This window comes from Archaeoglobus sp. UBA230, assembly GCA_002507545.1.
In the GTDB taxonomy this organism is placed as follows: domain Archaea; phylum Halobacteriota; class Archaeoglobi; order Archaeoglobales; family Archaeoglobaceae; genus Archaeoglobus.
In genome coordinates this window covers 64954-71297 of record DAVR01000018.1, presented here as the reverse complement: position 1 = coordinate 71297, position 6344 = coordinate 64954, and the positions used below count along the sequence as shown (strand labels likewise).

Here is a 6344-nt window from a genome sequence, read left to right as displayed (position 1 = left end):
ATATTCACATCAGAGGATGCTTCCTCACACTGCTAAGCCTCGAAGGAATCTTGCCGAGCAGTGATCTACCAATAACCTCAAGCTCGATCTCCCTTGTGCCCTCGTAAATCTCCAGAATCCTCACATCCCTGTACATCCTGCTTATCGCCTGCTCGCCCATAAATCCGTAACCACCGTGTATCTGCAAAGCCTCGTGAACTATCTCTTGAGCAACCTTCGCTGTGTAGTATTTGGCCATCGCAGTTAAACCGGGATCGGGCATGCCCATCTTGTCCTGGAAGAAGGCTGCCTGGTAGGCAAGCAATCTTGCAGCCTCAAGTTCCGTTCTCATCTTCGAAAGCTTTTCCTGCGTAACCTGGAAATTAGCGAGCTTCCTTTCAAACACCTCTCTGTTTCTGGCGTAGTGGTAGGCAAGCTCAAAAGCACCCTGAGCCAAACCTACCGCTTGAAACGCGACAGGAATTCGGGTGACGTTGAAGAACATCATCGTCTGGTAGAAGCCCTGCCCCTCCTGTCCGATCATGTTCTCCTTCGGCACCCTGACGTTCTTGAACACAACCTCAGCAGTATCGCTCGCCCTGATGCCCAGCTTGTTCGTGAGCTTGTTCGCCTGCACTCCCGGCATGTCCTTCTCCACAATGAAGACAGACATGCCGTGGTGTCTCTTGGGTGGATTGGGATCGGTTCTGGCCAAAACGATGTAGCAGTCCGCTATCGTGCCATTTGTTATGAACATCTTTGTCCCGTTGATTACGTATTCATCTCCATCCTTGTCCGCTCTTGTTTTGATTCCTGCAACATCACTTCCTGCTTGAGGTTCAGTATAGCAGGCTGCGCATATCTTCTCTCCTTTGGCAAGGGGTGGGAGGTATTTCTTCTTCTGCTCCTCGTTGCCGAATGCTAATATTTGCTCTGAACCGAAGGTTGTGGACAAAATCTGCCCTAAACCGCCATCAACCCTCCAGAACTCTTCCACAACGAGGCATGAATCCAAAACACCCAATCCCTGCCCACCGTATTCTTCTGGTATGGCCATTCCGATAAAGCCAAGCTGGGCTGCTTTCTTCCACAGCTCAAAGGGGAATTTTTCTTCCTTGTCGCATTCCTCTGCATAGTTCGGAAACTCCTTCTCTGCAAACTCTCTCGCTGCCTCCTTTATGGCTTTCTGGTCGTCTGTTAAGATAAATTCAGCCAACATGAATCATACTACACAGAGTAAGTTTTAAAGGTTTCGATTTTTTATCGAAATTTAAGATTTTCAATTGACATAGATGGAAATTTATAGGTGAATAATTCATCAAAGACGAAAAAATGGTTTACAAATTTGCCAATATATTACTGGTAATAAATGTGAGAATGAAAAACTATTGCAGTTCTCGATGCTGGGGGATGGTGTAATGACTGCAGCATTACAACGAGTTCGGTAAATCTCTCAAAAACTAAAGCACATCTTTAATCTCTTCATAAATTTCCTGCAAAGCCCTGAAGTAGTCCAGTTCACCCCTCTCGACCGCATCCATTCTGAGCTCGAGATTTCTCGTCCTATCCTCAGAGACGAACTTCCCATAATTTTCAGTCAGATAGTCAAAAACATTGATACCGAGCTTAGTTGGAATTACTCTACCATACCTCTCGTTCACGTAGTTACGCGCGAAAAGGCGATCTACAATAGTAGCATACGTGGAGGGTCTTCCTATTCCTCTCTCCCTCATCATCTGGATTATCTCAGACTGGGTTAAAGGCAGAACCTTAGAGACTTTGCTTACCTCAGCATTAACGTGAAATCTGCCAGCAGGTATCTCCTTTCTCACCCAAACAGCCTTATAAAGTTCATAAGCTCTTCCCTTCGCATCAACAACCCTTTCCTCCTCCACACTTTTGCCATCAAACTCAATACTATACTTCTTAACTCTTACAAAAAATGGTTTGCACTGAGATGCCATGAACCTCCGGAAAATCAAATCGTAGAGGGCAAAGTGATGCCAGCTCAGCCCCTCAGCAATTATCACACCCTCCTGAACCAGTCTCTGGAGGTTATCCTTATCCAGAGCCCTTGTTGGCCTTATGCATTCATGAGCCCCTCCTTCTCCCCATTCTCTCCCAGCAAAATCATCTCCGAGATACTCCTTCGCTATCCTCAAACCTGCATCGCTAACTCTCGTCGAATCGGTTCTGTGGTAGGTAATCAGTCCGTTCTCAAAAAGCTCTTGGGCTATTTGCATTGTTCGTTTTGCAGAGAGTTTGAGAATTACATTCGCATCCCTCAGCATGGTATCAGTCGTGTAAGGCGGCAACGGATTTCTTAGCTCTTCTCTCTCCTCTACAAGCCTGACATCCAGCTCAAACTTCTCTTTGTCGTGCTCAAGAACGAGATCAAGGTCTCTAATTATGGCTATCGTCTTCTTTTCCCTCGATTTGCGATATCTGTCTATAACCCACCCAAGAACCGGAGTTTGAGCTCTCCCAGCAGAGAGATTGCGATTTTTGAATCTCTCCCACAGCTTCTGACTCAGAACGAATCCAATCCATCTGTCCTCCACCCTTCTGACAATTTGAGCCTTAACAAGATTCTCATCAACATCTCTGAGCGATTCGAGGGCTTGCAGCACAGCCCTTCTCGTAACCTCGTGAAATTCAGCTCTCCTTATCTCCCCACAACCTGAAAGGAGATTCTTCAGATCCCATGCAATCTTCTCCCCCTCAGTATCGGGATCAGTGCCGATAATAACGAATTCTGCATCGTGGGCGAGCTTTCTTATTGCATTTATTCTGTTCTTCGAATCGTCAAGGTTGGAGCTTCCACACTTGGGGCAGTTATCTCTTTCCTCTGTGAACTGATGGGTGCAATCCCTGCACCTCTTTATAGACGCATACACAGGAATAAACCTGCCATTGATAATTATCCCATGAAAGCCCCTGTCCGTTATGAGATCAGTGACATGCCCAATGCTTGCGGTAACCATCAGAATGAACTTCTGCATGGGCACCTCGTAAACAACAGCCCCATCAAGTACTTTAACGCTCGGTTTGCCAAAAAAGCGAGATATCTGTCTTGCCTTTGTTGGACTCTCTACAATGAAAAGGGCTGGCTTTATCAGGTCAAACTCAGTTCTTCTCCTGTATCTCTCCCTGCTCTCGTCCAGTTCCTTAACAAGTGACTCAAAATCAACCTCATCAAGGGTTTTGAACTCAATATCGTAGTATTTTGCCCTCTCAACAAAAGCAGAGAGCAAGTCAGAGTCGTCTTCAAGCAAAAAAGATGCCCCTTTCGTAAGTCCACCTGCAAACAATCTTGAGGTTCTTCCTGAACCCTGAATGTATGTCCTTATATCCGGGAAAATTACCTCCCCCTCTCTAACAACAACGTCCTTTATCCCCGGTCTCTGCTCGCTCATCACGCGCTTGAGAATTTTTCTCATCTCATTGTAGAGCTCCGGTTGCCTGTCCAGCTTTGGGAGCATCCTCTCGATTTCAGGAACGTTTCGGTACATGATCGCCAAAACTCTGAGCATTGTAGGCTTGAGAGAATCAACATCCTCTACCTTCACTCTGAAGGATGGGCAGCCAACAAACACCGCAAATCTTATCCTTTCTGGCAGATCAAGACCTCTAACAAGCGTACCATAATAATGGGCTGTACCAACAAGATAATCAAGCTCTCCTTCAGCAAATCTTTCAAAATCTCCGCTCTTTCCTGTTCCAACAAAACCGATCCTGAACTCACCCTTCAGAGCATCGTGTATCTTCTCAGCCTCTTCAGAGGTCCTCGCATAAATAATTCCTCCCGCACCAGTCTTCCGCAGTATTTCAGCTATCACTTCAACGTTTTCGTCATTTACAGCCACATCTTCAATATTTCGAACAGTTATTCTGGACGAACCTATGTCGAAGTTTAGCAACTTTCTGAAGAGCTCTGCTTTCTTGCCCTTTTTTGCTGTAGCTGTGGAAACCATCACGCATCCCTTAGCCTCACCCTTCCAGCTTTTGCTCCTGCTGTCCCAGTAGAATCCGAGAAGATGTAGGATTCGGTCAACATTTTTCGATGCTTTCAGAATTGCATCAACATCGTCAACAAAAATGAAGTCAAATCTGCCGAGCTCTTCATAATGTCTCGATAGAAACTGGGTTGTGGTAATTAAAATCTGAAATTCTTTAAGGTTTTGTAAAAAGCTCTCCTTTTCTTTTTTACCCATTCTGCCGTGGTAACATCCAGCTTTTATTCCGGTATTTTTGAGGTTCAGGGAGACTTCAACGCCTGCCCTTCTACCATACTCCTCCAGAATTTGAGCTGCCTGGGATACCAGAAGGGATGTTGGGAAGATGATATAGCATCTTTTCCCTTTCAAGGCAAGAAAAAGGGAAATTGCGATGCCAAAAGATGTTTTTCCAACCCCCGTTGGGGCTGTAGCTGCAAAGCTCTCGCCTCTTAAAACTCTCTTTGCCCACATCTTCTGAACAGCTCTTGGTTTTCCAACACATTTCGCAAAGAATTGGAGAAATTCGCTAACCTCTCTATCTTCTTCTCTCACACAGAGTCCCCAGTTCTTATTCTTACATTCTGAATGCTCTATTTCATCAAAACTCATATCATGACCGCAAATTGGGCAGAGATTAGCGTAAATAACATCTGGCATGAAAGAAGTAACCCTAAGCATAAATATTTCTTACTCATACTCCTCAATGTGTATGATGCGCTGATCGTTGGTGCTGGGCCAGCAGGAAGTCTTACCGCGTATCTGCTTGGTAGAAACGGGGACGTTGCGATTTCTGAAGAACATCAGATAGCAGGTTTTCCTGTGCAATGTGCCGGGCTTATCAGTGATGTTTGCTTTAACAGATACCGACGTTACTGTAAAATCGAGAAAGCTCTGGAGAAAAGGATAAAGGGAGCTTTCTTTTTCTCTCCCCTTGGAAACTACATTGAAGCTAAAGGAGATGCGTATGTTATCGAGAGAAAAATTCTCGACACACTTCTCTTCGAGAGAGCGTCAGATGTCGCAGATGTTTTTGTCAAATCCAAAACCAAATTCAGAGGTAGTAAAGCGATATTAAACGGCAAAGAGATCAAAGCTGATAAGATAATCGGAGCAGACGGTATAAATTCAACTGTCGCAAGACATTTTGGATTTGAGAGGCCAGGGGTTTTTACAGCACTTCAGGCTGAGATGAGATTTGAGGCTTTAGATGAGAACTACGTGGAACTTTACTTTGGAAACAAGTGGAGCGATTTCTTTGCATACGCCATTCCTATTGGTGACACTGCAAAAGTTGGTGTGATAAGCAGAGAAGGAGCGCTGGAAAGGTTCAATAAGCTGATTTACGATCACCCTTCAGTGTCAAAAAGGGTGAGGGGGGGTGTAATCGAGCTTAATGCTGGAGCCATACCTGACAGGCTAATTGATTTCTCCAAGGGCAACGTGGCACTCATAGGTGATGCTGCGGGAATGGTAAAGCCCTACACAGGTGGAGGACTATACTACCTGCTCGTTGCAGCGGAAAAGCTTGCTGATAGCTTTCCAGACTTCAATAGTTACCAGAAGAAGTATATCAAGGAACTTGGAAGAGAATACAAGTTTGGGTACAAAATACGAAAACTCTACACAATGGATGATCAAAAAATGGAGAAACTCTTCGAGATCATGAAAGGTTTTGACTTTCCGGGAGTGCACATGGACAAACCCTCAACCCTGCAATTACCAAACTCAGTCTTCAAAATAGTTCTCAGACTTATCAGAGATCCAGCCCTCGCCTTCACAGTCCTTAAACTTTTAATATGATTACCTCTCCATCTTCCAACTCTTTCTCAGGAAAAACTTTGCCCTTTTCAACTTTACCCCTTACGAAATCTCCAGATGTCAACTTTGTCATTAAATTTTCATAAAACTCGTAAAATTCAACAATCTCCTTTCCATTATCAGTTAGCGCACTTTTACCACCCTTGCTACCTCCTTTTGAGCTGCTCACAACCTTTCCAACGATCTTTTCCATTCTCTTTATGTAGCCCCACACATAGCGATACGACATTCCGAGGCTCTTGCTTGCAGCCGATATCGAACCTCCTTTCTCTATCGCTCTCAAAATCCGTGCTCCACCTTTTCCTATGACATGTTCACCATTCTTTTCGATCCACATTCTGAACTTAATTTCCATAATAGTCTATCATAGTCTTGAAATATAATTGTATTCAGAGTTTTGTAATACAATCGTATAACAAAAACAAAGAATTTATTCATTCCCAGAAACTGAAAAGCATGATCTACAGCTTCATGTACGAGTGTCAGCCCGATGGTGGATTAACGCATTACGTCAGGACTGGGGAGGACTCTCCCTTTTAAAATTTTTAT

The 6344-nt window shown here is 44.4% G+C and carries 4 protein-coding genes; 1 reads left to right on the top strand and 3 read right to left on the bottom strand.

The features are described from left to right. Positions 1–4: 4 nt before the first annotated feature. Positions 5–1198 (bottom strand): acyl-CoA dehydrogenase family protein, encoded by a 1194-nt coding sequence (locus tag BP688_RS04865; protein ID WP_290624546.1) that lies wholly within the window; start codon positions 1196–1198, stop codon positions 5–7. A 241-nt stretch (positions 1199–1439) separates the two neighbouring features. Continuing rightward, on the bottom strand, positions 1440–4634 hold the full coding sequence (gene rgy / locus BP688_RS04860) for a reverse gyrase (protein WP_290623327.1): 3195 nt from the start codon (positions 4632–4634) through the stop codon (positions 1440–1442). 48 nt (positions 4635–4682) lie between these two features. On the opposite strand from rgy, the gene BP688_RS04855 reads away from it, so the two are divergent. Then, a complete protein-coding gene (locus BP688_RS04855; protein WP_290596899.1) occupies positions 4683–5777 on the top strand; it encodes an FAD-dependent monooxygenase in 1095 nt (364 codons plus the stop codon). On the opposite strand, the gene BP688_RS04850 is transcribed toward BP688_RS04855, so the two are convergent. Further along, positions 5761–6150 carry a LysR family transcriptional regulator gene (locus tag BP688_RS04850; RefSeq protein ID WP_290596898.1) on the bottom strand — a complete coding sequence of 130 codons (390 nt, stop codon included), beginning with the start codon at positions 6148–6150 and terminating at the stop codon, positions 5761–5763. The two genes, BP688_RS04855 and BP688_RS04850, sit on opposite strands and share 17 nt — an antisense overlap. Positions 6151–6344: the final 194 nt, after the last annotated feature.